General features: G+C 56.3%; 24 protein-coding genes. 9 read left to right on the top strand and 15 right to left on the bottom strand.

Annotation, left to right across the window (positions count from 1 at the left end):
• The first annotated feature begins 15 nt into the window (after positions 1 to 15).
• The 3 genes from ACR0L9_RS07310 (at position 16) to ACR0L9_RS07300 (ending at position 3,288) form a co-directional block, all read left to right on the top strand.
• Positions 16 to 1,047, top strand: coding sequence for a phosphotransferase family protein (locus tag ACR0L9_RS07310; protein ID WP_480895335.1), 1,032 nt, complete (start codon positions 16 to 18; stop codon positions 1,045 to 1,047).
• A gap of 107 nt (positions 1,048 to 1,154) precedes the next feature.
• Positions 1,155 to 2,372 carry a serine hydrolase domain-containing protein gene (locus tag ACR0L9_RS07305; protein WP_480895334.1) on the top strand — a complete coding sequence of 406 codons (1,218 nt, stop codon included), beginning with the start codon at positions 1,155 to 1,157 and terminating at the stop codon, positions 2,370 to 2,372.
• Positions 2,373 to 2,421: 49 nt separating this feature from the next.
• A complete protein-coding gene (locus ACR0L9_RS07300) occupies positions 2,422 to 3,288 on the top strand; it encodes an acyl-CoA thioesterase (protein WP_170509894.1) in 867 nt (288 codons plus the stop codon).
• Here the strand turns inward: ACR0L9_RS07300 and ACR0L9_RS07295 are convergent.
• Both ACR0L9_RS07295 and ACR0L9_RS07290 read right to left on the bottom strand, forming a co-directional pair.
• On the bottom strand, positions 3,285 to 4,052 hold the full coding sequence (locus tag ACR0L9_RS07295) for an SDR family oxidoreductase (protein ID WP_480895333.1): 768 nt from the start codon (positions 4,050 to 4,052) through the stop codon (positions 3,285 to 3,287). The two genes, ACR0L9_RS07300 and ACR0L9_RS07295, sit on opposite strands and share 4 nt — an antisense overlap.
• 133 nt (positions 4,053 to 4,185) lie before the next feature.
• Positions 4,186 to 5,415, bottom strand: a complete 1,230-nt coding sequence (locus ACR0L9_RS07290) for an acyl-CoA dehydrogenase (RefSeq protein ID WP_170610671.1) — start codon at positions 5,413 to 5,415, stop codon at positions 4,186 to 4,188.
• A gap of 98 nt (positions 5,416 to 5,513) precedes the next feature.
• Here ACR0L9_RS07290 and ACR0L9_RS07285 point away from each other — a divergent pair, with 98 nt between their 5' ends.
• The gene (locus ACR0L9_RS07285; protein ID WP_480895332.1) at positions 5,514 to 6,425 is read left to right on the top strand and encodes a LysR family transcriptional regulator; all 912 of its coding nucleotides are present in this window, start codon (positions 5,514 to 5,516) and stop codon (positions 6,423 to 6,425) included.
• On the opposite strand, the gene phoB is transcribed toward ACR0L9_RS07285, so the two are convergent.
• From phoB to ACR0L9_RS07235, 10 genes are all read right to left on the bottom strand, one after another.
• Entirely contained in the window at positions 6,422 to 7,111 is a 690-nt protein-coding gene (gene phoB, locus ACR0L9_RS07280; RefSeq protein WP_170393066.1) for a phosphate regulon transcriptional regulator PhoB, read from the bottom strand. The genes ACR0L9_RS07285 and phoB overlap by 4 nt on opposite strands.
• A 12-nt stretch (positions 7,112 to 7,123) precedes the next feature.
• On the bottom strand, positions 7,124 to 7,825 hold the full coding sequence (phoU, locus tag ACR0L9_RS07275; RefSeq protein WP_170393065.1) for a phosphate signaling complex protein PhoU: 702 nt from the start codon (positions 7,823 to 7,825) through the stop codon (positions 7,124 to 7,126).
• 16 nt (positions 7,826 to 7,841) lie between these two features.
• A complete protein-coding gene (gene pstB / locus ACR0L9_RS07270; protein ID WP_480895331.1) occupies positions 7,842 to 8,639 on the bottom strand; it encodes a phosphate ABC transporter ATP-binding protein PstB in 798 nt (265 codons plus the stop codon).
• Between the two features lie 12 nt (positions 8,640 to 8,651).
• Complete coding sequence (pstA, locus tag ACR0L9_RS07265) at positions 8,652 to 9,968, bottom strand: phosphate ABC transporter permease PstA (RefSeq protein ID WP_480895330.1); 1,317 nt, start codon at positions 9,966 to 9,968, stop codon at positions 8,652 to 8,654.
• A complete protein-coding gene (gene pstC / locus ACR0L9_RS07260) occupies positions 9,965 to 11,437 on the bottom strand; it encodes a phosphate ABC transporter permease subunit PstC (RefSeq protein ID WP_170732224.1) in 1,473 nt (490 codons plus the stop codon). The genes pstA and pstC overlap by 4 nt, the downstream gene beginning before the upstream one ends.
• Positions 11,438 to 11,525: 88 nt before the next feature.
• A complete protein-coding gene (locus ACR0L9_RS07255) occupies positions 11,526 to 12,566 on the bottom strand; it encodes a substrate-binding domain-containing protein (protein WP_480895329.1) in 1,041 nt (346 codons plus the stop codon).
• A gap of 181 nt (positions 12,567 to 12,747) precedes the next feature.
• Positions 12,748 to 13,779, bottom strand: a complete 1,032-nt coding sequence (locus tag ACR0L9_RS07250; protein WP_170393060.1) for an ATP-binding protein — start codon at positions 13,777 to 13,779, stop codon at positions 12,748 to 12,750.
• A gap of 6 nt (positions 13,780 to 13,785) precedes the next feature.
• Complete coding sequence (locus tag ACR0L9_RS07245) at positions 13,786 to 14,307, bottom strand: gamma carbonic anhydrase family protein (RefSeq protein WP_170610693.1); 522 nt, start codon at positions 14,305 to 14,307, stop codon at positions 13,786 to 13,788.
• Entirely contained in the window at positions 14,304 to 14,945 is a 642-nt protein-coding gene (gene gmk / locus ACR0L9_RS07240; protein ID WP_170393058.1) for a guanylate kinase, read from the bottom strand. The genes ACR0L9_RS07245 and gmk overlap by 4 nt, the downstream gene beginning before the upstream one ends.
• 15 nt (positions 14,946 to 14,960) lie before the next feature.
• The gene (locus ACR0L9_RS07235; RefSeq protein ID WP_170393692.1) at positions 14,961 to 15,851 is read right to left on the bottom strand and encodes a YicC/YloC family endoribonuclease; all 891 of its coding nucleotides are present in this window, start codon (positions 15,849 to 15,851) and stop codon (positions 14,961 to 14,963) included.
• Between the two features lie 232 nt (positions 15,852 to 16,083).
• Here ACR0L9_RS07235 and ACR0L9_RS07230 point away from each other — a divergent pair, with 232 nt between their 5' ends.
• Positions 16,084 to 16,755, top strand: coding sequence for a PAS domain-containing protein (locus ACR0L9_RS07230; RefSeq protein WP_480895328.1), 672 nt, complete (start codon positions 16,084 to 16,086; stop codon positions 16,753 to 16,755).
• 55 nt (positions 16,756 to 16,810) lie between these two features.
• Here the strand turns inward: ACR0L9_RS07230 and ACR0L9_RS07225 are convergent, their stop codons facing one another.
• Entirely contained in the window at positions 16,811 to 18,181 is a 1,371-nt protein-coding gene (locus ACR0L9_RS07225) for a class II 3-deoxy-7-phosphoheptulonate synthase (RefSeq protein WP_170393056.1), read from the bottom strand.
• A gap of 169 nt (positions 18,182 to 18,350) precedes the next feature.
• Here ACR0L9_RS07225 and ACR0L9_RS07220 point away from each other — a divergent pair, with 169 nt between their 5' ends.
• Positions 18,351 to 19,355, top strand: a complete 1,005-nt coding sequence (locus ACR0L9_RS07220) for a GlxA family transcriptional regulator (protein WP_170393055.1) — start codon at positions 18,351 to 18,353, stop codon at positions 19,353 to 19,355.
• A gap of 20 nt (positions 19,356 to 19,375) precedes the next feature.
• Here the strand turns inward: ACR0L9_RS07220 and ACR0L9_RS07215 are convergent, their stop codons facing one another.
• Both ACR0L9_RS07215 and ACR0L9_RS07210 read right to left on the bottom strand, forming a co-directional pair.
• Complete coding sequence (locus tag ACR0L9_RS07215; protein ID WP_170562711.1) at positions 19,376 to 19,903, bottom strand: GNAT family N-acetyltransferase; 528 nt, start codon at positions 19,901 to 19,903, stop codon at positions 19,376 to 19,378.
• 88 nt (positions 19,904 to 19,991) lie between these two features.
• Entirely contained in the window at positions 19,992 to 21,086 is a 1,095-nt protein-coding gene (locus tag ACR0L9_RS07210; protein WP_170405812.1) for a PQQ-dependent sugar dehydrogenase, read from the bottom strand.
• A 170-nt stretch (positions 21,087 to 21,256) separates the two neighbouring features.
• Here ACR0L9_RS07210 and ACR0L9_RS07205 point away from each other — a divergent pair, with 170 nt between their 5' ends.
• From ACR0L9_RS07205 to ACR0L9_RS07195, 3 genes are all read left to right on the top strand, one after another.
• The gene (locus ACR0L9_RS07205) at positions 21,257 to 22,438 is read left to right on the top strand and encodes an ABC transporter substrate-binding protein (RefSeq protein WP_170393052.1); all 1,182 of its coding nucleotides are present in this window, start codon (positions 21,257 to 21,259) and stop codon (positions 22,436 to 22,438) included.
• A gap of 125 nt (positions 22,439 to 22,563) precedes the next feature.
• Entirely contained in the window at positions 22,564 to 23,352 is a 789-nt protein-coding gene (locus ACR0L9_RS07200; RefSeq protein ID WP_170393051.1) for an ABC transporter ATP-binding protein, read from the top strand.
• Positions 23,349 to 24,179: an ABC transporter ATP-binding protein gene (locus ACR0L9_RS07195; RefSeq protein ID WP_170817778.1), complete on the top strand. Its 831-nt coding sequence runs from the start codon at positions 23,349 to 23,351 to the stop codon at positions 24,177 to 24,179. The genes ACR0L9_RS07200 and ACR0L9_RS07195 overlap by 4 nt, the downstream gene beginning before the upstream one ends.
• Positions 24,180 to 24,249: the final 70 nt, after the last annotated feature.

Raw genomic sequence — 24,249 nt, 5'->3', positions numbered from 1 at the left:
ACGCAGGCTGAATATATGACACACACTGAAAACACTTTGGATATCAAGTCCGTCGACGCTTATCTAAACACGCATCTTGTTGGGTATCATGGCCCTCTTGAGGCTACAAAATTCACCGTGGGTCAGTCGAACCCAACCTATCTGCTGCGTACGCCGGCCAAATCCTATGTTCTGAGACGCAAGCCGCCGGGCATATTGCTGAAATCCGCACATGCAGTGGATCGGGAATTTCGCGTACAAGCAGCGCTGGCTGGTAGCAAAGTGCCCGTCCCGCAAGTACATCTGCTTTGTGAAGATGACAGCGTCATAGGCTCTGCCTTCTACGTGATGGAGCATTTGAAAGGGCGCACATTTGTCGACCCTGTCATGAAAGGCGAAAACAATGCGACGCGCACGGGTGTGCTGAAAGAGATGAATCGCGTACTGGCCGAACTGCACATGGTCGATATCGATGCGGTCGGTCTTTCGGATTTCGGACCTCCAGGCAACTATTTCGAGCGGCAAATTGCTCGCTGGACCAAACAATATCGCGCCTCTGAGACCGAAAAAATCGCCGAGATGGATCAGCTGATCGCCGGGCTTGAGCGCCAGATCCCCGAGGATGACAATCAAAGAACACTGGTTCATGGGGATTACCGCATCGACAATCTTATGTTCGAGGCGCATGGCACCGCCTGCATCGGAGTGCTGGATTGGGAGCTATCGACCATCGGTCACCCATATGCGGACCTGGCAGCCGTCATCATGCAATGGCAGCTGCCTCCGGGCAAGGAGGGTCGGGGGCTAGCTGGCGTAGATCGGTTAAGCCTTGGGCTACCGTCAGATCAGGACTTCATCGCCGAGTATTGCGCGCGCCGCGGCCTAACGGGGATTGAGAATTTTGGCTTCTACCTTGCTTTCAACTTCTTTCGGATGGCCGGCATTCTGCAAGGTGTCTACAAGCGGGCCTTGGATGGAAACGCATCAGACCCGGCACGCGCTAAGGCTTTCGGTGCCTATGTGCCGGTCTTCGCCCAACACGGATTATCTGCGCTGCAAAAAACGTAGGCAGTATTCTCGACGCCCTTCAACAAATCCAGCAAAAATCGGCAGAATTCGCTGTTGCCTAGGGTCTTACGAAGGCAAGATCGGCCTGATCAAGATGGAGTTGCCTCATGGGATTTGATCCGACCGCGCAGACCCACATCCGCCAATGGATGCACAGATATGTTGAGCAGAAGAAATACGCAGGCAGCGCCCTTCTGATCCACCAGAACGGGCAAGAGGCATTCTTTCACGCATGTGGCCGCCGCTGCATTGAAACCGACCTCGCGTTCCAGCGCGATAGCCTGGTTCGGATCTATTCGATGACTAAGCCTGTGACGTCCGTTGCTTTGATGATGTTGGTGGAACAAGGGTTGTTTCATCTAGATGCCCCGGTTTCCGATTTCCTGCCAGAGTTTGCAACGATGCAAGCCTTGGTCCCGGGTGCAACGCAGTTGAACCAGACCGAGGACGCGCCAACACCCAGCTTGCATCAATTGCTGACGCACACCAGCGGGCTGAGCTACCCGTTCAATCCCGGTGTGTTACCCGAGGCTATGGATGCGTTTGATCTAATCTTTTCTCCGCAACAGGGTCTGCTGGCAGATCGGGTCAAAGTGCTGGCAGAGTTACCGCTGGCTTTTCAGCCAGGCAGTCGCTGGGAGTACTCGGTCGGGATCGACGTGATTGGCCGCGTGATAGAAGTTGTATCAGGCAAACCGCTGGACGTGTTTCTGACAGAACACATCTTTCGACCACTTGGGATGAGTGAAACCGCGTTTTCAGTGCCTGATGGGGCAGGGGACCGATTTGCCTCGCTCTACACCCCGCTCGAAGGCGATGCCATGGCGCTGAATGCCGCAAAATCGGGTGGCGAAACAATGCGGTTGGTGGATCGGGCCGGAGAGTCCCCGTTTAAGGCGGCAACGACCTTTTCTGGCGGTGGCGGATTGATCAGTACCATCGACGATTACAGCAAGTTCGCCGAGATGTTGCGAAACAAAGGAACCGCAAATGGCGCGCGATTGCTCGGGCCGAAGACTGTAGAATTCATGTTTCGCAACCATTTACCGGACGATATTGCATCCATGGGTCCACAAAGCTTTGCAGAGCAACCCATGGAAGGCACAGGCTTTGGCATCGGAGGCGCGGTGGTACTGAACCCGGCGCGCACCCGAGCCCCAAGCTCGGTTGGCGACTATGGCTGGGGCGGGATGGCCTCCACCTATTTCTGGATCGATCCGGTCAACGCGCTTTCAACAGTGTTTTTTACACAGCTCTCGCCATCCAGCTCTTATCCATCCCGAGCCGAGTTAAAGGCGCTTGTTCACGCGGCGCTCGTTGAATGATCGGTGTTTGAGTGATACCGGAAAAGGCCAAGACGCCGGAGAGCCCCGAATGACCGAAGCCGAACGCATATTGCTTGATCTGCTGAATATCGAACCGCTTGAGGTCGATTTGTTTCGCGGAACCGGTTCTGGTGGCGAGACACCAACGCGTATCTTCGGCGGGCAGGTGATCGCGCAAGCGCTTGCGGCAGCGTACAGGACGGTCGAGGATCGTCTATGCCATTCCTTGCATGCCTATTTCATAAGGCCCGGAGATCCGTCAATTCCGGTTATATATCAAGTGGATCGCGCGCGCGATGGTGGTTCTTTTACAACCCGCCGCGTGGTTGCGATCCAGCATGGCAAGCAAATTTTGAACATGTCGGCCTCGTTTCACAAGCAGGATGACGGATGGGAACATCAGCATCCGATTCCGGACGTTCAAGCGCCCGAGCACCATCCATCGCGTGACGAATTGCGCGAAAAATACCTGGATCGTGTTCCCGAAAAGCTGAAAGCTGAATTGCTGCGCGAGCGCCCGATCGAAGTGCGCGAAATCGATCCGCTGGACCTGTTTGCACCCGCAAAGGCAGATGACAAGAATCACGTCTGGTTTCGCATGGGCGCAGCGAACCACGCGGACACCGTCACACAACATCTTCTATTGGCCTATGCCTCGGATATGAGCTTGCTCAGTTCCGGAATGCGGCCCCATGGGCTGAGCTGGTTCACTGGTGAAATTGATGGGGCCAGTCTGGACCATGCAATCTGGTTTCATGCGCCCGTGCAGTTTCAAAACTGGCATCTGTATTCGATGGAGTCGCCGTGGACAGGGCAGGGGCGCAGCTTCAATCGGGGTTCGATCTTCTCGCAGAATGGCGAATTAGTTGCATCCGTCGCGCAAGAAGGCCTGCTCAGAAGACGGAAACCGCGCTAAGAACTGCCAGCAAACCTTTGATTAAGCTTCATCATTCCACCTAACCATCGGTCGTAGTCTTCTGTTTTTAAACGCATATAGTCAAGCACTTGTGGATGCGGAAGAATCAAGAAACGTTCATCCGCCAGCGCCTCGACACAGGCTTGGGCGACCTCATTAGGTTCAATTATTCCGTCAATCGCGGCGACCGAATCCTCATGTCCACGTATCATCTCGGACCGAACGGCTTGCGGACACAGAACCGAAACCCTGAGACCTTTGTCGCCATAGGTCATCGCGATCCATTCAGCAAAACCCACAGCCGCATGTTTGGTTACGCCATAAGGGGCTGCGCCGGGTTGATTGAGCAATCCAGCCGCTGAAGCAGTGATCATCAAATAACCACCACCACGCGCAACCATCCTTGGGATCAGGTGCCGCGCGGTCCAGACATGGGACATAACGTTGATCTGCCAGATGCGGTCCCATTCAGCATCCGGCACTTCAAATCCACCTAAGGTGAGTATTCCCGCATTGGCACAGAATAAATCAATCGGAGCGATCGTATCCTCGACAGTCTCAATCAGATTTCGAATATCACTTTCCTTGGACACATCACAGCTGAGTGCATCACCGCCAATTTGCGCCGCCACGGCCTGCGCGCCGGCAAGGTCGATATCGGCGCAGACTACATGCGCACCTTCTTCTGAGAACCGCTTGGCAAGACCTTTACCTATGCCATTTGCAGCGCCAGTGATGACGACGGTCTTCCCAATCAGAACCATTGCATAGCTCGTGTCTTACTTCTCAAACACAGCGTAACATATTGGCAAGCCACGACCAATGTGTGTTCTATAGTCGTGGCTCGCTTGCTACGTATTTTACATAATACCGATTATGCGAGTAACAGATGCAGCCTCAGTAAAATGCCTGTAGTCCGGTTTGCGCCCGCCCCAGGATCAATGCATGAACGTCGTGCGTGCCCTCATAGGTGTTGACTGTCTCAAGATTGATCATGTGACGCACCACCTGGAACTCAAGTGAGATACCGTTGCCGCCGTGCATGTCACGCGACATCCGCGCAATGTCCAATGCCTTGCCGCAATTGTTACGTTTGATGATCGAGATCATCTCGGGCGCAGCTTCAGCCTGATCCATCAGACGGCCGACGCGCAAGCTTGCTTGCAGTCCCAAAGAGATTTCGGTCTGCATCTCTGCCAGTTTGCGTTGAAACAACTGGGTCTGCGCAAGTGGTCGATTGAACTGTTTACGATCCAAGCCGTATTGACGCGCTGCGTGCCAGCAGCATTCCGCGGCCCCCATCGCACCCCAGCTGATACCATAGCGTGCGCGGTTCAGGCAGCCGAACGGCCCCTTGAGACCCTGAACATGTGGAAGCAAAGCGCCCTCGTCTACCTCAACGCCATCCATGACAATTTCACCTGTGATCGAAGTACGCAGGCTCAGCTTGTTCTCGATCTTCGGTGCGCTCAGGCCCTTGGTGCCTTTATCCAGCACGAACCCACGAATCTTGCCGTCATGTGCATCAGACTTGGCCCAGACCACATAGACATCTGCGATCGGTGCGTTTGAAATCCACATCTTGCTGCCGGTCAGACGATACCCGCCATCAATTTTCTCGGCGCGGGTCTTCATCGCCGCCGGATCCGAACCCGCATCCGGCTCTGTCAGGCCAAAACACCCAATCCATTCACCACTTGCCAGTTTCGGCAGATATTTGCGACGCTGTTCTTCGCTGCCATAGGCGAAAATCGGGTACATCACCAACGAGCTTTGCACCGACATCATCGAGCGATAGCCGGAATCCACCCGTTCAACTTCCCGCGCCACAAGTCCATAAGATACGTAGCTTGCACCGATCCCACCATATTCTTCGGGGACTGTCGTGCCCAACAGGCCCATTTCACCCATTTCACGAAAGATCTCGGGATCGGTTTCTTCGTTTGCAAAAGCCTTGGTGACACGCGGCTGCAATTTCTCCTGGGCGTAAGCGCGCGCGCTGTCGGCAATCAGGCGTTCATCCTCTTCCAACTGGTCCGACAAGCGAAACGGGTCGTCCCAGTTGAAACGTCCAAGGTCAGGCGCATCTTTTGCGCGCAGGACAGGCTTTGTATCTGGAGCGTTCATTTTGCTTCTCCGACTTGACTAGGTTTGCGCAACTATAATCTGAGTAATATTCAAAAAACAGCGAGACATTTGCATTGTTTCATGATCAAAACGCATAGATGGACACCAAGCGCCCTATCCTGCCGCCTATATCCGCGCTGCGCGCGCTTGAGGCTTTGGATCGCCTTGGATCAGCCTCGGCAGTCGCGGATGAAATGGCACTGACGCAGAGCGCGGTCAGTCGGCAACTGCAGACGCTTGAAGCGCATTTGGACGCAGAATTGGTCAGCCGTGATCGCAAGCGATTGTCACTGACAAAGGCTGGACAGGACTATGTACAAGAAATTCGGCCAGCCTTGTCTCAGATCGCGCAGGCGGCGCTGAAACTGCACATTACCCCTGTCGGTGGGACATTGAATCTGGCGATTCTGCCGACATTCGGAATGCGCTGGCTGGTACCGCGTCTGCCGGATTTCGCCCGCCGCCATCCGGATATCACAATCAACATGACCACGCGGTTGCGACCGTTTAGTTTTGCTTCGGAACCCTTTGATGCGGCTTTACATTTTGGGGAACCTGATTGGCCCGGAACTGATCGCTTGCTATTAAGTGTCGAGCGGGTTTTGCCCGTCTGCGCGCCCGAGCTTTTACCCAAAGGCACTCCGACCTCACCTCGCGATCTGCTAAAACTGCCGCTGCTGCATATCCAGACACGACCGCGCGCCTGGCAGGACTGGTTTCAACAGATGGGTGTCACGCACCCGCATCCCCTGCCCGGCACCGTCCACGACCAGTTCAACACCATCAACCAAGCCGCGTTGCACGGCCTGGGTGTTGCCCTGTTGCCAAACTATCTGGTGGAACAAGACCTTGCGACAGGTAGGCTGGTTGCAGCCTTCCCTGACGCGATGGAGACGATGGGGGCATATTATCTGGTTTGGCCGCGTGAAAAATCGGATGACGGATCATTGCGAGAGTTTCGACACTGGCTTGCTTCTCAGGCCCAAACCGAAGAGTCATTGCCGCGTTAGCCGAGCGCGTACCCTGCCCCGCGCACCGTTCGCACCGGATCTTCGCCGCCATGTTGGGTCAACGCTTTGCGCAGACGACCGATATGAACATCAACAGTACGCGTGTCGACGTAGATATCGCGGCCCCAGACGCGGTCAAGCAACTGCTCTCGGCTCCAGACCCGGCCGGGCTTTTCCATGAATGTGCTCAGCAACCGGAACTCGGTCGGGCCCAGTTTTAACAGCTTGTTGTCGCGGCTGACCTTGTGGGTCTCAGAGTCCAGTATGATATCGTCAAACTCCAACCGGATGCCCACGGTCGCTGGACGGACTCTGCGCAATTGTGTCCGTACACGTGCCATCAATTCGACAACCGAGTAAGGCTTAACCACATAATCATCGGCACCGGTTTCAAGGCCGCGCACTTTATCAACCTCTTCCGAGCGCGCCGACAGCATGATGATCGGAATTGATCGGGTGTCCGGCCGCGTTTTCAGGCGGCGGCAGACCTCGATACCGCTGAGATTGGGCATCATCCAATCCAGAACGATGATATCCGGGCGGTCTTCTTCGACCAGCAACAAAGCTTCGTCGCCATTAGCGGCACGGATTACCCGGAACCCTTCGGCGTCCAGATTATAGGCCAGTACCTCTCTTTGGGCCAACTCATCCTCAACAACCAGTACCGTCGGTTGATCAGCGGACATGACTTAGATCTCCTAGATCGTTTGCGACGTGTTGTCGGCTTTGGGGCGCGCTTCGCTGGGTCTCTCGCCGGTGACGAGATAGACGACCTGCTCGGCAATGGCGGTGACGTGATCGCCCATGCGTTCGATATTTTTTGCGATGAAATGCAGGTGCATGCACGATGAGATATTGCGCGGATCCTCCGCCATGAAGGTCAGGAACTCGCGAAACAGGCCGTTATACATCTGGTCCACTTCCAGATCCCGTTCGATCACGTCCTGCGCCAGCTCAGCATCACGCTGGATATAGGCATCCAGCGCGTCGCGCAGCATCCGCTCGACCTCGCGCGCCATTCGGCGCAGAGCGGCGGCACTGCCGTTGATTTCGCCGGCATTCACCAGAACGGTCGTTCGCTTGGCGATGTTCTTGGAGTAATCTCCAATCCGTTCAAGGTTGGTCGCAACCTTCAGCACGGACAGCACCAGCCGCAAATCGCTGGCCGTCGGTGCACGCAAGGCAATCAGGCGCGCGGTCTCTTCGTCAATCAGTTCTTCCAGTGCGTCGATGGCCTTGTCGCCTTGACGCACTTCATTTGCCAGTTCTTCGTCGCGGGTCTCCAGCGACCGGGCCGCGCCCATAATGGCGGCTTCGACCAGTCCACCCATCTTCATGATGTGTGCTTGGATGGCCTCAAGGTCGCGGTCGAACGCGGATGCAATATGTTGTTCGCTCATTGCAGTTATCCTGTGCTCAGCCAATCCGGCCGGTGATGTAACTTTCGGTTCGGGGATCTTCGGGGTTGGTGAAGATCTGCCCGGTTTCGCCGAACTCAACCAAGTTCCCCAGATGGAAAAACGCTGTTTTCTGACTGACCCGCGCGGCCTGTTGCATCGAATGGGTTACGATCACCACTGAATAGCGTGAACGCAGTTCGTCAATCAGTTCCTCGACCTGCGCGGTTGCGATTGGGTCGAGCGCCGAACAGGGTTCGTCCATCAATAGCACCTCAGGCTCGGTGGCTACGGCGCGCGCAATGCAAAGACGCTGTTGCTGACCACCAGAAAGGCCGGTACCGGGGGCATCCAGACGATCCTTGACCTCATCCCAGATCGCACCACGACGCAGGGATTTCTCTACGATTTCATCCAGTTCTGCCTTATTCTTGGCAAAGCCGTGGATACGCGGACCGTAAGCCACGTTGTCATAGATCGATTTGGGGAACGGGTTCGGTTTTTGAAAAACCATGCCGACCTTGGCACGCAACTGTACCGGATCTACGCGCTTGTCGTAAATGTCTTCACCGTCCAGCAGGATATCACCCTGCACCCGGCAAATATCGATTGTGTCGTTCATCCGGTTCAGACAGCGCAAGAAAGTGGATTTACCGCAGCCAGAGGGTCCGATGAAAGCCGTCACAGTCTTGTCTTCGATATCGACGCTCACGTCCTTGATGGCGTGGGTCTCACCGTAGTAGACCTGAACCTGCTTGGCGTTGATCTTGATGTCTTTGGAGTCCACGGTTCTCTCCACTCGTGTCATATCGTTCATTTTAAACCCCTCCTACCAGCGGCGTTCAAAGCGGCGGCGCAGGATGATAGCGATGATATTCATGGTCAGCAGGAACATCAAAAGGATGATGATGCCACCCCAGGCTTTCTCGTAAAAACCCACATCGGCGCGTGCGGCCCAGGTGTAGATCTGTGCCGGCATGGCCGAGTTCGGCTCGGTGAAGCCCGCCAAAAAGCCATCGGGATAGCCTCGGGCGACAAAGCCCACCATGCCGATCAACAGCAACGGAGCAGTTTCACCCAGCGCCTGCGCCAGACCAATGATGGTACCAGTAAGGATACCGGGCGCGGCCAACGGCAGCACGTGATGGAAGACGGCCTGCATCTTCGAGGCCCCTACCCCCAAGGCCGCGTCCCGGATCGATGGCGGCACCGCCTTTAGCGAGGCGCGGGTTGAGATGATGATTGTCGGCAGGGTCATCAGCGTCAGCACCAGACCACCCACCAGCGGCGCCGATTGCGGCAGGTGCATAAATTGGATGAACACGGCCAGACCCAGGATACCGAACACGATAGACGGAACGGCGGCCAGGTTCGAAATATTCACCTCGATCAGATCGGTGAATTTATTCTGCGGCGCAAACTCTTCCAGATAGATCGAGGCGGCGACCCCAATGGGCAACGACAGGCACAGCACCACCAACATCATGAAGAACGAGCCGACGACCGAGGCACCAATACCCGCGCCACCGGGGTTATCCACGCCCGAGTCCGCACCAGTGATGAACGGCCAGTTGAAAGCCTGCTTGATGATCCCCGCTTCTTTCAGCGCGTCCACCAGATCCAGATCGCTGAGTTGCAGGAAGCGGCTGTCCTGCAGGGTGTCACGAGACACCCGACCCTTGAAGTAGCCATCCACGCGGCTTGAAGCCGCCAGATCGAACATGATCGGCTCACCCAGCTTGCTAGGATTATCGGCATAGAAGGTTCGGATCGTACCGCCGATTTTGCCCAACAGACGCTCGATGGCATGCTGATCGAAATCCACGGTGATGCCACTTTCGGCCAGTTGTTCATTCAGTTCCGCAATGAACAGATTGGAGTAGGCCTTTGTCTTGAACATCGTGCCTTCGGCTTCATCGCGCTGCGCTTCGCTCAGCGTGAATTCTAAACTGATCACTGTGCGCTGGAAGGCCGGGATGCCCTGCGACAGGATTGAGGCAAACAGCACAATCAGAAAGAACAGTCCGGTCGCGATAGCGACGATCCCGTAGGCGCGAAAACGCTTTTCGGCAGCCGCGCGTTTTTTGGTCCGGGCATCGGATGCAGTCAGCGAGGTCGAGGTATTTTGCATGCTGGCGTCGGTCATTCGTACTGCTCCCGATACTTGCGCACGATATAAAGGGCGAAAACGTTCAGCCCCAGCGTGAGGATGAACAGCGTCATGCCAAGCGCGAAGGCGACGAGGGCTTCGGGCGAGGCGAAATCGGCGTCGCCTGTCAGCTGGCTGACGATCTTGGCGGTGACGGTGGTCATGGCCTCGAACGGGTTCAGGTCCAGACGCGCGGCGGCCCCTGCCCCCAGAACCACGATCATGGTCTCACCGATGGCGCGTGATGCCGCCAGCAGGATCGCTCCCACGATCCCGGGCAAGGCTGCGGGCAAAACGACCTGCCGGATGGTCTCGGATTGTGTGGCCCCCAGCCCGTAAGAGCCATCACGCATGGCCTGAGGCACCGCGTTGATGATGTCGTCGGAAAGCGACGAAACGAACGGGATCAGCATGATGCCCATGACAAGACCGGCGGTCATCACCGCCGTACCGGCTTTCATCCAGCCCAAACCATCATCCCCGAACACGCTCAGCAACAGCGGGCCAACGGTCAGCAGGGCGAAAAGGCCGTAAACGATGGTCGGGATACCGGCCAGCACCTCAAGCATCGGTTTGGCGATCGAGCGCACGCGTGAAGAAGCGTACTCACTGAGATAAATCGCAGCGAAAAGACCGATTGGCACGGCCACCAACAACGCCACCAACGAGATATAGAACGTGCCCCACAGCAAAGGGATGATACCTAGATCTGATGCCCCGCCACGGCCCGAGAAACTGGGCGCCCAGGTGGTACCGAAAAAGAACTCTGATGCCGGGTAAAGCTTGAAGAACTCCCACGTATTGAAAACCAGCGAAAGGACGATGCCGACCGTTGTCAGGATCGCAATCGACGCAGCCGCCAGCAGCATCACACGAATTCCCTGCTCAACCACATTGCGGGCACGATATTCAGAATGCGTCTGTAACCAACTGAACGCAGCACCGGCCAAGGCGACCAGTATCACAGCGACGGACATGATCGCGTAACCGGTTGAATTTATCGCCCGATAGGCTTGAGCTGCATGCAAAACCGTCTGCGTGATGTCCGAGGTCACGACTTGACCCGCGTCCTTCAACTTTTGGGTCATCTCGGAAATATCTGCCCGCGCATCCTGTGCGAGCGTTTCGGTGAGATGTCCCTGCGCAACGGCACTGTCCAGACCATTTGCGGTCCGACGCACCTCGGCCATAACAAGACTGCGCGACGATCCTTCCTTGATAGCCGTTTCGGGAACCATCTCCGAGATCTGAGAGTTAACGTAGAGCGGCTGAACCAGCAGCCAGACGATCAACAAACCTAAGGCGGGAACTATGACTTTCAGTGCGACGTTCGCGCCATAAAACGAGGGAAGAGAATGCAGATTGCGGCTGTCCCCTCCGGCACTTTGCAAGGCGCGCATTCGCCCCAAAACATATCCGACTGCCGCGATCGCAAGCACGATCAGAATGAGCCAAAGAATTGGCATGACGCCCCCATAGGTCTTGATCGGGATTAGGGAAAAATTGGGGGCGACAGAAAACGCCGCCCCCAGTCAATTCGATCGGGGTGAGGGATTAGCTGCCCGAACCCAAGGTTACTTCGTTGGCAATCGCGTCCTGCGTTTTTGCCAGTTCAGGATCGGCAACCAGACCGTAGTTGGCCAGCGGGCCCGAGGGACCAGCAATTTCTTCATGAGTGAAGAACTGGGCGTATTCTTTCAGACCGGGGATCACGCCGATATGCGCTTTCTTGACGTAGAAAAACAGCGGACGCGAGACGGGGTATTCACCCGACGCGATGCTCTCGGTCGACGGTGCGATACCACCCATCGTAGCCACTTTCAGCTTGTCGGTGTTGTTCTCGAAGAACGCCAGACCAAACACGCCGATACCATTGGTGTTGGTGTCGATGCGGGCCAGAGTTTCGGTGTAGTCACCGTCGATATCGACCGATTTGCCGTCGGTGCGCACGTCCAGGCATGCATCTTCGGCGTCATCTTCGCTTAGGCCGCCCGCGACCATGGCTTCCATCGCGCCCGTCGCTTCACAACCTGCCAGCAGAACTTTGTCTTCGAACACTTCGCGGGTGCCGTGCTTGGTGCCCGGGATGAACATTGCGATTTCCACATCCGGCAGGTCAGCGTTGAACTCGGCCCAGCTGTTGAAGCTGTTGTCGACCAGCGCGCCATCTTTCATCACTTTCGATCCGATGGCATTGTAAATATCCGCAGGCTCAAACGCCGTGAAGGCAGGACCCGACTGCTGGCTTGCAAATACGATGCCGTCATAACCGATGCGGACTTCCATGATGTCGGTCACACCGTTTTCGGCGCATGCTTTAATCTCTTTTTCACGGATGGCACGCGATGCGTTTGCAACGTCGATCGTGTTTTCACCGACGCCTTCGCAGAAGCGTTTCAGACCGGCGGACGAGCCGCCTGATTCAACAACCGGTGTGGGGAAGTCGGTATTTTCACCGAATAGTTCTGCAACGATTGACGCATAAGGCAAAACGGTGGAAGAGCCAGCAACTTGAACGTTGTCACGCGCAGCAGCAGTGGTTGCCGAGACGGCAGCGATAGCCAGCGCAGAAGCCGACAGTTTTACAAAGGACATTTCAGTCTCCTTGAAAAGGATGGGTACTGATCATCCCCATGATGATCTGAGCGCAGCACTATGACGCCTGCGTAAGTCTTTTGTGACAGGTATGTAACGGTTTCATGACAACTCATGAATTTCTCAGAAATTCTTAACTTGACGAAGCGTCACCCCAGTAAAGCCCGCGTTTGGCACGCCCTCAGCGTGGTAGAATGACCGTAAACGTCGCTCCCTGCCCCGGTTCACTTTCCACACGCAACCTGCCCCGATGGCGATTGACGATATGCTTCACGATTGCAAGCCCCAGTCCGGTTCCGCCCAACTCGCGCGAGCGGTGACTGTCTGCGCGGTAGAACCGTTCGGTCAACCTGGGCAGGTGTTTGGCATCAATACCGGGCCCTTGATCAATGATCTTGATACGTACCGCAGGACCGCGCATCGCCGTATCCCGCTCAGACAGGGTTACGACCACACCGACCTTGCCACCGCTGCCCCCGTATTTGATCGCGTTTTCAACGAGATTGGTTATCACCTGACGAAGCTGATCGCTGTCTCCGACCATCTCGATCGACTCGTTTGGGGCATCCAACGAAACAACAACACTGGCATCATCCGCCAGCGGTCGCAGAGTGTTTAAGGTCGATTGAATCAGACCTGTCAGTTCCAATGGCTCTTTGGGTCTGACCCGTTCTTCACTTTCCACTCGATTCAGCGACAGCAAATCCCCCACAAGCCGGTTCATCCGATTGGCCTCATCCGCCATGATCTGAAGAAAGCGGTCGCGGGCGGCGGTGTCGTCGCGGGCGGGGCCTCGCAATGTTTCGATAAACCCCATCAAGGCCGTTAGCGGCGTGCGCAATTCATGGCTGACATTGGCCACAAAATCGCGCCGCATCTGACCGGCCTGTTCCAAATGCGTGATATCCTGAAATACCGCCAATACCGCCTCGGTCCCGCCGACGAATCTGCACTGCACCTCAAACGTCGTATCCTGAGCACCATCATTGGACAGATGCCGCGCTTTGCCGGGCTGCTTCGAGCGCAGGCATTGTTCGACGGCATCGATGACCTGAGGCTGGCGCAGGATTGTGGCAAAATGCCTGCCTTCGATTGCGTGCCCCAAAAGCGTCCGCGCCTCGCTATTTGCGGCGACAATACGCTCGGTCTGACCAACCAGCACGGCGGGCATCGGAATGGCTGAAACCAATTCGGCAAGCAGGGTATCCGTCATGCGCGTTTAGACCGGACGCAATGTTTGGCGAAACTTACGCATATTGTCCTGATAGTGCAGCGCACTCAGCGTTAGTTTCTGGGCCGCCGCCTCATCAAGCTGCCGCACAACTTTGCCCGGCGAGCCCATGACCAACGAATTATCGGGAACCTCTTTGCCTTCGGTGATCAGCGCCCCTGCCCCGATCAGACAGTTCTTTCCGATCTTCGCCCCGTTTAGAACGATAGCCCCCATACCGATCAGCGTATTGTCTCCGATCGTGCAACCATGCAGCATGACCTTGTGACCAATTGTGCAGTTCTTCCCAATGGTCAGCGGATAGCCCGCATCGATGTGCATCACGCAGTTTTCCTGCACATTGCTGCCTGCGCCCACACGGACTTCTTCGTGATCGGCCCGGATGGTGCACCCGAACCAGACCGAAGCGCCTTGTTCCAGGACTACTTTGCCGATCAGGTTGGCGTCGGGGGCTACCCAGGTGTCTTCGTGAATTTGCGGCGAGTGATCGCCCAAAGCATAGATGGTCATGACAAGCCCTCGAACTCGGTCTGCAACGAGCGGATGTGGTTCTGCAGGCTGGGCTGTTGGATGCGACGCATGCGTTCTGCGCTGACGATGGTCTTCAGCTTTTCCTCGGTGGTATCCAAATCATCGTTGATCAAAACATAGTCGTAGTAGCCCCAATGGCTGATCTCATCCCAGCTTTTCAACATGCGCTTGGCGATCACGTCTTCGCTGTCCTGCCCACGCCCTTCCAGCCTGCGCCGAAGCTCGCGGATCGAGGGCGGGAGGATGAAAATCGACAACGCATGCTTGCCCAGATCCGAATTGCGGATCTGCACTTCTCCCTGCCAATCGACATCAAAAAGCACATCGCGCCCCTGTGTGATGGACTCGCGGACCGGTCCAGCAGGAGAGCCGTAGAAGTTGCCGAACACATGCGCGTGTTCCAGCATCTGCCCATCCGCCACCTGCTGTTTGAACTCGTCCTCGGATAGGAAGTAATACTCCCGGCCATGCTCCTCACCCGGGCGCGGAGCACGGGTGGTGGCCGAGATCGAGAATTCCAAACCGACATCCCATTGCATCAAACGGCGGGCCAGAGTGGATTTACCTGCGCCCGAAGGCGAGGACAGTATGATTAATAGACCGCGGCGATCCGCCATGTGATGTTCCCGTCCTTATTCCACGTTCTGCACTTGCTCGCGCATCTGATCGATGACCGCCTTTAGCTCCAAACCAACCGCCGTCAGTTCAGCATTCTGCGATTTCGAGCAGAGCGTGTTGGCCTCACGGTTGAACTCCTGCATCAGGAAATCCAGCTTACGCCCAACCGGGCCGTCTTGCGTTAAAAGGGAACGCGCCGCAGTGACATGGGCCTTCAACCGGTCAATTTCTTCGGTAATATCGGCCTTGACCGCGATCAGGGCCAGTTCTTGTGCAACACGATCAGGGTCCGCACCTTGCGTATTGTCGAGAACGCGCGTCAGATTTTCGCGCATGTTTTGCGCCATTTCCTCGCGGCGACGCTCGGCCAGATCAGCGGCCTGATCCGTCAACTTTGCGACTTGGTCGAGTTGTCCCGCAAGAATGCCTGACAGAGCTTCACCTTCGGAACCGCGCATCTCAATAAATGAAGCAAGCAAGCCACCGAACTCAGATTTCAGGTGCTCGACAAGTTGGGCTGGATCATCCGCGTCAGCTCCGGCTTCCAACATCCCTTTCAACGCAAGAAGATCACTTGCTTTGGACGGAGCCAACAATACGCCCCGCGCGCCTGCAAGCGCTTCGGTCTGGGCCAGTGCATCCAGCGCAGCTTCCATCGCTGGGGTGTTCAACCGGACATCCGCGGCGGATTCTTCCCGTCCCATCCGAAGGGACAGCGTGATGTTCCCTCGGTTGACCTGCTTCGACAGATCGCCTCTCAGCGCGGCCTCTAACCCTGTCAACCAATCGGGGAGCCGCAGTCGCAAATCCAGCCCCTTGCCATTGACGCTGCGCAATTCCCAAGTCCAGCTATGGGGACCAAACGCCCCCTTGCCCGAGGCGAAACCGGTCATGGATTTGATCATGCCTGCCCTTTCCGTCAAATTCACTGGTCGCACCTAATGCCATTGACCAGCAAGGGGCAAGACCTTGCTCATTCCCCAATCAATGCCAAGAGGTTAACCATTCGTTAAAGAATTGCTCCAAAATTGTAATAACCCGTGTCAATCTGACAGTCAGAAAAGCTGGCGGATCGCAGCTTTGCCCATTAGATGGCATTTTAAGAAAATCGCGAGTGATTGACGGTAGGGTGATGAAATGAAAACCTTTTTCGGGACTGGTTCCGGCTCAGAACTTGGAAAGATCATCGCAATGGACCGATTTGACAGCGGGCGAAGCCTTTCTCCCATCCGTCAGGCCGAAGCCTATTGGACCGCCTTGCTGACAGGTGAAAGCGTTCCGATGCGCTCGCAGATCGATCCGCGCGGCCTGGAGAATATTCTCGAATACACATTCATACTGGAACGCATCGCGCCGGGTTTGGCCCGGTTTCGGCTGGCGGGAAGTCACCTGAACAATCTGGCGGGCATGGAAGTTCGCGGTATGCCTCTAACGGCTTTTTTCGAACCGAGCGCCCGCGATGATGTCAAATCCATTCTGGACCAAGTCCTCACCGGCCCCGCAGTTGCCGAACTGGGCTTGCTTTCGAAAGGCAAGCTGGGACGAACCAGCCTTCAGACCCGCATGATCCTGCTGCCGCTTAAAAGCGATCTGGGCGACGTCAGCCGCATTCTTGGGGTCATGGTCAGCGACGGAACCATCGGGTCGACACCGCGTCGCTTCATCGTCTCGGATCGCCGCGTCAACACGATCTCTGATTTGCGACAGCCTCCGAGGCCTGTCCAACAGCAAGCAGAGGGGTTCGCTGAAGACCGGACCACGTTCAAAGGGGCACCGCACTTAAGGTTGGTATCATCACGTGACGACTAAATGAAAACGGCGGGCATGAGGCCCGCCGTCTTACTAATTCAGGATGTATTCGAAGTCAGCTTGCAGCGCGCTTGCTGCGGTCACGACGTAGGTTGGTCAGTTCTTCCGCGACAAGGAATGCAAGTTCCAGCGACTGCGAGGCGTTCAGGCGCGGGTCGCAAGCTGTGTGATAGCGATCCGAAAGATCCTCTTCGGTCACCGCGCGCACACCTCCGGTGCATTCGGTGACATCCAGCCCTGTCATCTCGAAATGAACACCACCGGGGATCGTGCCTTCAGCCTGATGTACGCCAAAGAAATCGCGTACTTCGCGCAGCACGGAATCAAACGGCCGGGTCTTGTAGCCGGTCGCGGATTTGATCGTGTTGCCATGCATCGGATCGCAGACCCAAGTAACCTGTGCGCCCTCTTCCTTTACGGCTTTGACCAGACGCGGCAGATGCTCACCCGCTTTACCTGCACCAAAGCGCGCGATCAGAGTCAGACGCCCCTCTTCGTTTTCGGGATTCAACTTGGACATCAGAACCTTGAGGTCTTCGGCACTGGTTGTCGGGCCACATTTCAGACCAATCGGGTTCAGAACACCCCGGCAGAACTCGACATGCGCACCGTCGGGCTGACGGGTCCGATCGCCGATCCAGATCATGTGCCCAGAACCGGCCAACCAATTGCCCGAGGTCGAATCCAGACGGGTCAACGCCTCTTCGTACTCAAGCAACAGGCTCTCGTGGCTGGTGTAAAACTCCACCGATGAGAATTCGTGGGTGGTGTCGGCGGTGATGCCTGCAGCCCCCATGAAATCAATCGAATCCTGAATGCGGTCGGCGATCTCAGAGTATTTCTGAACGTCTTGCCCGTCGGCAAAACCCAGCGTCCACGAATGCACGTGGCTCATATCCGCAAAACCACCGGTCGAGAACGCCCGCAGCAGGTTCAGTGTAGCCGCCGCCTGTGTATAGGCCTGAAGCATCTTGTCGGGATTCGGAATGCGTGCCTCGGGTGTAAAGGCCAGCTCATTGATGATGTCACCGCGGTAGCTGGGCAGCTCCACACCGTCCACAACCTCGGTCGGCGCACTGCGCGGTTTTGCAAACTGGCCCGCCATGCGGCCAACTTTAACCACGGGAACCTTGGCGCCGTAAGTTAGCACCATTGCCATCTGCAGCATCACCTTGAACGTGTCACGGATCGCATCCGCGCTGAACTGCTCAAAGCTTTCAGCGCAATCCCCGCCTTGCAACAGGAACGCTTCGCCACGGCCCGCGGCTCCCAGATGCTGCTTCAGCCGTCGCGCTTCACCCGCAAAAACCAGCGGGGGATACTGCGAAAGCTGCGCCTCGACTTTGGCCAGCGCGGCCGCGTCGGTATAGTCTGGCATCTGAACCCGGGGCTTGTTGCGCCAGTTCGTTTTTTGCCATTCAGTCATAGCTTTTATCTCCGCTGAAGTATTTCAGGTGGCCTCTATACAAAATGCATGAATGAGAGGCCATATCCCTTTTGCGCCTCTTGACGCCATAATCAAGCTTTGAGCATGGTGACTGGCATATCCGCCACCGTGGAAATCCCGGTGCGCGCCGAATCAAGGACAGTTCGCCATGCAAGAGCAACGCCAAGTTGTCACTGTGGATCATAGCACAGGCAAGCCGCATAACTTTGTATTTGTGCTTTTGGACAAGTTTTCCCTTTTGTCATTCGCTTCGGCTTTGGACAGTCTGCGGATCGCCAATCGAATGGCCAACCGAGAGCTTTATACCTGGACCTTGACGGGCGAAGGCGGTGAAACAGTGACTTGTTCAGCCGGAACTTCTTTCAATCTTGATTCTGATCTGACCGAATTGCAGCGTGACGATGTCGTCCTGATCTGCGGGGGGGTCGATGTACAAGCGGCAACCACCAAACGCATCCTGAACTGGGTACGCCGCGAAGCGCGTAAAGGGTTGAAAATCGGCGGTCTTTGCACCGCGGCCTATACGCTGGCCAAAGCCGGTTTGCTGGAAGGCAAGCGCGCAACGATCCATTGGGAAAACTCAGACAGTTTTGCCGAAGAATTCGACACAGTAGAGCTGACCAAGTCGGTGTTTTTGGTTGATGGCAACCGAATGACAACTGCTGGCGGCACATCCTCGATTGACCTGATGCTCAAGCTGATTGCCGAAGATTACGGAGAAGATCTGGCCAACGCGGTCGCTGATCAGATGATCTATTCTTCGATACGTACGGATCAGGACACGCAACGTTTGTCGACACCTACACGGATCGGCGTGCGCCACCCCAAGCTCAGTCAGGTTATCCTGATGATGGAAAAGAACATAGAAGAGCCAATCTCGCCTTCTATTCTAGCCAAGGACGTAGGCATGTCGACGCGCCAGCTAGAACGTCTGTTCCGCCGCTATCTCAGCCGCTCGCCCAAGCGCTACTACATGGAACTGCGCCTGCATAAAGCGCGGAACTTGCTGATGCAGACCGATATGAGCGTCATCAATGTGGCGCTGGCTTGCGGCTTTGCCAGCCCGTCGCATTTCTCCAAATGCTACCGGGCGCATTACAACACCACGCCTTATCGAGAACGCGGTGCACAGAGCGGTCGGTTGTCTGTTTGATTCACGGCCGCAGGGAAACCTTACAAATCTTTCGCAAAGTAGTGCAGGTGCGGCCGTAACATCGGTTGATCCAGATAGGTCGTGGTTTCGATTGGTGAGTCCAGTTCAACAAAACCAAGTTTGGGGTACAGGTCGCGCATTTCGACATTCGGTGTAAGCGTATCGGCGATGAGGCGTTTCAAACCCATATCACGCGCGGCCTGTTCCCGGGCTTCGATCAAGGCACGCCCGGCACCGGTCCCCCGTGCCTCCTCGGTCACAAAAACCCGTTTAAGTTCACCGGTTTGGTGATCAAATCGTTTCAGCATCCCACATCCAATGATATCTCCGGCATCGTTTCGCGCCACCACAAGACATCCATTCGGGGGTAGGTAATCCTCTGTATGCGCCCAAAACTCCGCCAATGCGCTTTCGGGGGCCGCTGGATCAATCTCAAAGCCCATATCCTGCATTCGTTGCACGATAAGCGCGTAATACTGTGCCAGAATCGTATTCAATTCGCGCTTTGGCGGCATTGTTTCACAAAGCTCGATTACAAAATCACTCATTCAAATCTCCTGATCACCCTGAAGCCCGGAACAGATACACCGTGACCGAATGGCATAGAAGCAAACGCCCTAACCCCGTTTAATACCGTCAGAGGGGCGTCATTCGGTAAACCGCGCCTTGCCCAACGGAAATGAACCAGATCGACCCATCTGGTGCTTCGGCGATGTCGCGAACACGTTCGGTCTCGGGGCCTTCGATCTGCTCAACCTCACGCAGTGGATCGCCCGCCAAACGTGCAATGTAGTCGAATTTCAAAGAGCCAACGAACAGATTCCCCTTCCATTCCGGCCAAAGTTTACCGGAATAGACCATCAAGCCAGAGGGTGCGATGGAAGGATCCCAATAGTGCTCGGGCTGTTCCATTCCTTGCTTCGACGTGCCTTCACCGATCTTCTGACCCGAATAATGAACGCCATATGAAATCACTGGCCAGCCATAATTGGCACCGGGTCTGATCAGATTAACCTCATCCCCGCCTTTTGCCCCGTGTTCCGAAACCCAAAGCCGGCCCTGCAGATCCAAATTGGCACCCTGAGGGTTTCTGTGACCAAACGACCAGATCTCGGGGCGGACACCGGGATTGCCCACAAACGGGTTATCACTGGGAACTGAACCATCACGGTTGATCCGAATGACCGTACCCATGTGGTTCGTTCGATCCTGCGCAGCCGGGCGATCACCTCGGTCACCGATAGTGACGAACAACGTGCCATCATTCGCTTCAACGACGCGAGAACCAAAGTGGCGCCCGCCTGAGCCACCGGGAGAGGCCTCGAATATCACGCGCAGATTGGTCAGACGTTCCCTGTTTTCCGATAAACGAGCGACAGCGACAGCGGTGCCTGCACCGCCTCGTTGCGATTTGGAGAAAGTCAGAAAAAGCTCGCGGGTCTGATTAAAGTCACGCGCGATGGTGACATCTAGCAAACCGCCCTGCCCGTTCGCGACCACTTTTGGCAGACCCTTGATGCGCTTCGCCTCACCTCCGGCAACGTACAAAAGCTCGCCATCTCGCTCAGTGACAACAAAGCTGCCATCCGGAAGAATGCCAATCGCCCAAGGTGTATCAAGGCCTCTGACCACCTGAGTAACCTGAACCGGCCCGCCGGTTGTGTTGATGACATCGGACCAGCCTGCAATCGACCAGCACGACAGAATGAGAATCGCAAAAGTCCTGATCATATCGACCCAACCCCTAGTGGTGCACCGCAACAAACTGACCTAGCCTAACAAAACAGATAGGATTGCTGCTTTCAAAAGCACTTTTTTGTTAGGACTTTTCTTTTTCGGACAGCTTGCCTAGGGTCATGCCCAGAACGACGACGTTCAAACGATAAATAGGGAGTAACCTAATGAAAAAGCTGCTTACCGCTACTGCAGCAACCGCTCTGCTGGCGGGTACCGCTATGGCCGAGGACGTGAAGCTGGGCGTGCTGTTCGGCTTTACAGGCCCGATTGAATCGCTGGCCCCGGCCATGGGTTCGGGCGCAGAAATGGCGATGGCCGAGGTCACCGAATCCGGCAAACTGCTGGACGGCGCAAGCGTGACCGGAACCCGCGCCGATACCGGCTGTATCGACAATGGTCTGGCCACATCGAACGGCGAACGTATGATCGCCGATGGCGTCGCCGGTATCATCGGCGGCGACTGCTCGGGCGTCACTGGCGCGATCCTGCAGAACGTCGCGATCCCGAACGGCATGGTCATGATCTCGCCGTCGGCCACGTCTCCGGGTCTGTCGACCATGGAAGACAACGGCCTGTTCTTCCGCACCGCCCCGTCGGATGCGCGTGAAGGTCAGGTGATGGCTGACATCCTGAACGATCGTGGCATCAGCTCGATCGCGCTGACCTACACCAACAACGACTATGGCAAGGGTCTGGCGGATGCGATCCAGTCCTCGTTCGAGGCATCGGGTGGCGAGGTGACCATCGTTGCCGCGCACGAAGACGGCAAAGCCGACTACTCGGCTGAAGTGGGCGCGCTGGCCTCGGCCGGTGGCGATATTCTGGTCGTTGCCGGCTATCTGGATCAGGGTGGTCTGGGCATCATCCAGTCGGCGCTGGACAGCGGCGCGTTTGATACATTCGGTCTGCCCGGCGGCATGATCGGTGACTCGCTGCCGGCAAACGTTGGTCCCGACCTGAACGGCTCGTTCGGTCAGATCGCTGGCTCGGGCGGTGAAGGTGCCGAGAAGTACTTTGCCATGGCTGAAGCTGCGGGCTTTGACGGTTCGTCGCCCTACTCGCCGGAAAGCTATGACGCCGCCGCGCTGTTCATGCTGGCGATGCAGGCCGCAGGTTCGACCAACCCCGCTGAATACGGCGCGAAAATCATGGATGTCGCCAACGCTCCGGGTGAGCAAATCTTCCCCGGAGAACTGGCTAAAGGTCTGGAGCTGTTGGCTGCCGGTCAGGACATCGATTATGTCGGCGCATCGGGCGTTGAGCTGATCGGCCCTGGTGAAAGCGCAGGTTCCTATCGCGAGATCGAGGTGACCGACGGCGAAAACAAGACCGTCAACTTCCGTTGATCCAAGGTTAAAAGTCATAAAAACAAGCAGCCCGGCCCTTGTGTCCGGGCTGTTTCAATGAAAAAAGGCCGCACTCCGGTTAACGGGGATGGTAAAAACGCCGAAAACGGCGGCTAGGGGAAAAGATGATCGTCGTCGATGACGTGCACAAGCATTTCGGCGGGTTTCATGCGGTGGACGGGGCATCGCTGGAAATCCAAAAGGGCTCGATCACCGGTCTGATCGGACCGAACGGGGCCGGAAAAACCACGCTATTCAACGTGATCGCGGGCGTACTTCCACCGACCAGCGGTAAGGTACACATGGACGGTGAGGATATCACTGGCCTGCCCCCGCACGAGCTGTTTCATAAGGGCCTGCTGCGCACCTTCCAGATCGCGCATGAGTTTTCGTCGATGAGTTGCCGTGAAAACCTGATGATGGTGCCCGGCGCACAATCCGGGGAATCGCTGTGGAACACATGGTTCGGGCGTAAGCGTATCGCGGATGAGGAACGCGCACTTAGGGCGAAAGCCGATGAGGTGCTGGAGTTCCTGACAATCGAACATCTGGCCGATCACAAGGCCGGTCAGGTCTCGGGCGGTCAGAAGAAGCTGCTGGAACTTGGCCGAACCATGATGGTCGATGCCAAGATCGTGTTTTTGGACGAGGTCGGCGCTGGTGTGAACCGCACCCTGCTGATGACCATCGCCGACACGATCCTGCGCCTGAACAAGGAACGCGGCTATACCTTCGTCGTTATCGAGCACGACATGGATTTCATCGGCAAGATTTGCGACCCGGTCATCTGTATGGCCGAGGGAAAGGTGCTGGCCGAAGGCACTCTGGACGAGATCAAGGCCAATGAACACGTGATCGAAGCCTACCTAGGCACCGGCCTGAAGAACAAAGACAAGCTGGAGGCGGGCGCATGAGCGACAACCCCTACCAGGACGACAAGGGCAACAAGGACGCCTCGATCACCAATACGCATGGTGTCGGCACCATGACACCAGCGCATCGCAAAAGCGGTGAAACGCAACGGGTCGAGGGCGGTCCTTTCCTGATTGGCGACACCATGACCGGTGGCTATGGCAAAGGGCCGGACATCCTGCATGACTGCACCATCGCCGTTGATAAGGGCGAGATCGCGGTGATCGTCGGCCCCAACGGCGCGGGCAAATCCACCGCAATGAAGGCTGTGTTTGGCATGCTGGACGTACGCCAAGGGTCTGTGCGGCTGGATGGCGAAGATATCACCAATCTCAGCCCGCAAGACCGCGTGGTACGCGGCATGGGCTTTGTCCCGCAGACCTCGAACATTTTTACGTCGATGACGGTGGAAGAGAACCTTGAGATGGGCGCCTTCATCCGTCGTGACGATTTCTCGGATACGATGGAGCAGGTCTATGACCTCTTCCCCATTCTCCGCGACAAACGCAATCAGGCCGCCGGAGAGCTGTCAGGCGGCCAACGCCAACAGGTTGCCGTGGGCCGCGCGCTGATGACCCAGCCCAAGGTGCTGATGCTGGACGAACCCACCGCGGGTGTCTCACCCATCGTAATGGATGAGCTGTTCGACCGGATCATCGAGGTCTCGCGCACCGGGTTACCGATCCTGATGGTCGAACAGAATGCCCGTCAGGCGCTGGAGATTGCGGACAAGGGATATGTACTGGTCCAGGGTCGCAATGCCTATACCGGGACAGGCAAGGAGCTGTTGGCCGATCCAGAAGTTCGCAAGAGTTTCTTGGGGGGATGAAGCCAGTGACAGCTACTCTCGTGTTTGATCACTCTGAAATCAGGTCAAAAAGACGTACGAACTTGGAAAA

The organism is Ruegeria sp. I3 (genome assembly GCF_056532525.1).
Note: the sequence above shows the minus strand (reverse complement) of the source record. Positions and strands in the feature narration are given on the sequence as shown.

Bases quoted from the DNA above. Each gene is read 5' to 3' on its own strand.
- ACR0L9_RS07310 (WP_480895335.1), top strand. From the start codon at position 16: ATGACACACACTGAAAACACTTTGGATATCAAGTCCGTCGACGCTTAT.
- ACR0L9_RS07305 (WP_480895334.1), top strand. From the start codon at position 1,155: ATGGGATTTGATCCGACCGCGCAGACCCACATCCGCCAATGGATGCAC.
- ACR0L9_RS07300 (WP_170509894.1), top strand. From the start codon at position 2,422: ATGACCGAAGCCGAACGCATATTGCTTGATCTGCTGAATATCGAACCG.
- ACR0L9_RS07295 (WP_480895333.1), bottom strand. From the start codon at position 4,052: ATGGTTCTGATTGGGAAGACCGTCGTCATCACTGGCGCTGCAAATGGC.
- ACR0L9_RS07290 (WP_170610671.1), bottom strand. From the start codon at position 5,415: ATGAACGCTCCAGATACAAAGCCTGTCCTGCGCGCAAAAGATGCGCCT.
- ACR0L9_RS07285 (WP_480895332.1), top strand. From the start codon at position 5,514: ATGGACACCAAGCGCCCTATCCTGCCGCCTATATCCGCGCTGCGCGCG.
- phoB (WP_170393066.1), bottom strand. From the start codon at position 7,111: ATGTCCGCTGATCAACCGACGGTACTGGTTGTTGAGGATGAGTTGGCC.
- phoU (WP_170393065.1), bottom strand. From the start codon at position 7,825: ATGAGCGAACAACATATTGCATCCGCGTTCGACCGCGACCTTGAGGCC.
- pstB (WP_480895331.1), bottom strand. From the start codon at position 8,639: ATGAACGATATGACACGAGTGGAGAGAACCGTGGACTCCAAAGACATC.
- pstA (WP_480895330.1), bottom strand. From the start codon at position 9,968: ATGACCGACGCCAGCATGCAAAATACCTCGACCTCGCTGACTGCATCC.
- pstC (WP_170732224.1), bottom strand. From the start codon at position 11,437: ATGCCAATTCTTTGGCTCATTCTGATCGTGCTTGCGATCGCGGCAGTC.
- ACR0L9_RS07255 (WP_480895329.1), bottom strand. From the start codon at position 12,566: ATGTCCTTTGTAAAACTGTCGGCTTCTGCGCTGGCTATCGCTGCCGTC.
- ACR0L9_RS07250 (WP_170393060.1), bottom strand. From the start codon at position 13,779: ATGACGGATACCCTGCTTGCCGAATTGGTTTCAGCCATTCCGATGCCC.
- ACR0L9_RS07245 (WP_170610693.1), bottom strand. From the start codon at position 14,307: ATGACCATCTATGCTTTGGGCGATCACTCGCCGCAAATTCACGAAGAC.
- gmk (WP_170393058.1), bottom strand. From the start codon at position 14,945: ATGGCGGATCGCCGCGGTCTATTAATCATACTGTCCTCGCCTTCGGGC.
- ACR0L9_RS07235 (WP_170393692.1), bottom strand. From the start codon at position 15,851: ATGATCAAATCCATGACCGGTTTCGCCTCGGGCAAGGGGGCGTTTGGT.
- ACR0L9_RS07230 (WP_480895328.1), top strand. From the start codon at position 16,084: ATGAAAACCTTTTTCGGGACTGGTTCCGGCTCAGAACTTGGAAAGATC.
- ACR0L9_RS07225 (WP_170393056.1), bottom strand. From the start codon at position 18,181: ATGACTGAATGGCAAAAAACGAACTGGCGCAACAAGCCCCGGGTTCAG.
- ACR0L9_RS07220 (WP_170393055.1), top strand. From the start codon at position 18,351: ATGCAAGAGCAACGCCAAGTTGTCACTGTGGATCATAGCACAGGCAAG.
- ACR0L9_RS07215 (WP_170562711.1), bottom strand. From the start codon at position 19,903: ATGAGTGATTTTGTAATCGAGCTTTGTGAAACAATGCCGCCAAAGCGC.
- ACR0L9_RS07210 (WP_170405812.1), bottom strand. From the start codon at position 21,086: ATGATCAGGACTTTTGCGATTCTCATTCTGTCGTGCTGGTCGATTGCA.
- ACR0L9_RS07205 (WP_170393052.1), top strand. From the start codon at position 21,257: ATGAAAAAGCTGCTTACCGCTACTGCAGCAACCGCTCTGCTGGCGGGT.
- ACR0L9_RS07200 (WP_170393051.1), top strand. From the start codon at position 22,564: ATGATCGTCGTCGATGACGTGCACAAGCATTTCGGCGGGTTTCATGCG.
- ACR0L9_RS07195 (WP_170817778.1), top strand. From the start codon at position 23,349: ATGAGCGACAACCCCTACCAGGACGACAAGGGCAACAAGGACGCCTCG.